Raw genomic sequence first — 1,614 nt, 5'->3', positions numbered from 1 at the left:
AAAAGAAGTGTAAAAAATTTTGCCGTTCCTATCCGGCACTTGCGCATTGTGTCGGATAGGTCGGGCGGTCATTCGGGCAAGTCTACTTTGCCGACGAAAGAGTAATAGATTTCAATTTCCTGTCTGCGGGTTCCGTTCTCGTCATAGCTGCACTCATGCACTATGATTTTCTCTACAAACTCCCGCAACAGGGTAGGGGTAAGTTCTTCAAAATTCATGTTCTTGCGGACGATATTCATAAACTTTCCGGCGTTTACGGTGGCTTCCTGTGCTTTGGAAAGTTCCGCCTGTAATGCGGCGGCTCGCTCTTTCAGTTCTTTCTGCTCGGCTTCATAGTCTGCCGACAGTTCCGTAAACCGTTCATCAGAAATGCGCCCGGTCACGCTGTCCTCATACAACCGCTTGAAGATAGCGGATAGTTCGCCGATACGCTTCTCGGCGGCTTCCAGTTCCTTTTTCTTTGCGGCGTTCCTGCGCTTGCCCCCGTCCTCGTTCTGCTCAATCAGCAGCTTCATAAAGCGGGCTTCGTGCTTCGCCGCATAGCTGGTAACTTTCCGCAGATTATCTGTCACTCCGGCGGTCAACAGGTCGGTGCGGATAAAGTGCGCCGTACAGTCATGGGTACGCTTCTTGTAGCTGCCGCAGATGTAGCAATCCTGTTTCCGGGCGGCGTTCTGGTAACGCTGCTGATAAAGGACGCTACCGCAGTCGGCGCAGAACAGCAAACCGGAAAACAAGCCCACTTCATCATAGCGGTTCGGGCGTTTGCGCTGCTTTCGTAACTCCTGCACTCGCTCCCAAATATCCCCGTCAATGATAGGCTCATGGTGGTCTGGGAAAATCGCCTGTTTCTCAATGGGGTTCTCTACGCTGTGCTTGGTCTTGTAGGACGGCTTCTCCGTTTTGAAGTTTACCAGACAGCCCGTGTACTCCCTGTTTTCAAGGATATGTACAACGGTGTTCGTCGCCCACTTGCACTCATAGCCGGGGTGGTAGCGGCGGGTGCTGCCCGTCCTGCGGTATTCCAGCGTCCCTGGCGTGGGGATCTGCTGCTCCGTGAGCATACGGGCGATTTTGGTCGGCCCGTTCCCGGCAAGGCACAAGCTGTATATCTGCTTGACTACGGGGGCGGCTTCCTCGTCAATGATGAAATTTTCGTCCTCGTCCATGAGGTAGCCGTACACGGGCTTGCTTGTGACAGGCTTGCCGCTCATGCCCTTAGACCGTTTTACTGCCTTGATTTTCTTGCTCGTATCTCTCACCAGCCATTCATTGAAAATGTTCCGCAGCGGGGCAAAATCATTGTCGCCCTGTGCGCTGTCCACTCCGTCATTGATAGCGATAAAGCGGACGCCTTTCTGCGGGAATATCATTTCTGTGTACATTCCCACTTGCAGGTAGTTTCGCCCTAATCGTGACATATCCTTGACTATGACGGTGCCGACTTTCCCGGCTTCAATGTCTGCAAGCATGGCTTGGAAGCCCGGTCTTTGGAAGTTCGCCCCAGAATAACCGTCGTCTGTGTACCATTGCAGATTAGAAAAGCCGTTCTGCTTTGCATAGGTTTCAAGAATACGTTTCTGGTTTGAAATAGAATTGCTCTCGCCTTGCAGT

1 protein-coding gene is annotated in these 1,614 nt (G+C 52.3%); it reads right to left on the bottom strand.

Translation table 11 applies throughout. The features are described 5' to 3' along the window. Positions 1-68: 68 nt before the first annotated feature. On the bottom strand, positions 69-1,614 hold a 1,546-nt coding region (locus tag HOLDEFILI_RS14055), incomplete at its 5' end, for a recombinase family protein (protein ID WP_050766992.1).

The organism is Holdemania filiformis DSM 12042 (assembly GCF_000157995.1).
Classification (GTDB): domain Bacteria; phylum Bacillota_I; class Bacilli_A; order Erysipelotrichales; family Erysipelotrichaceae; genus Holdemania; species Holdemania filiformis.
Note: the sequence above shows the minus strand (reverse complement) of the source record. Positions and strands in the feature narration are given on the sequence as shown.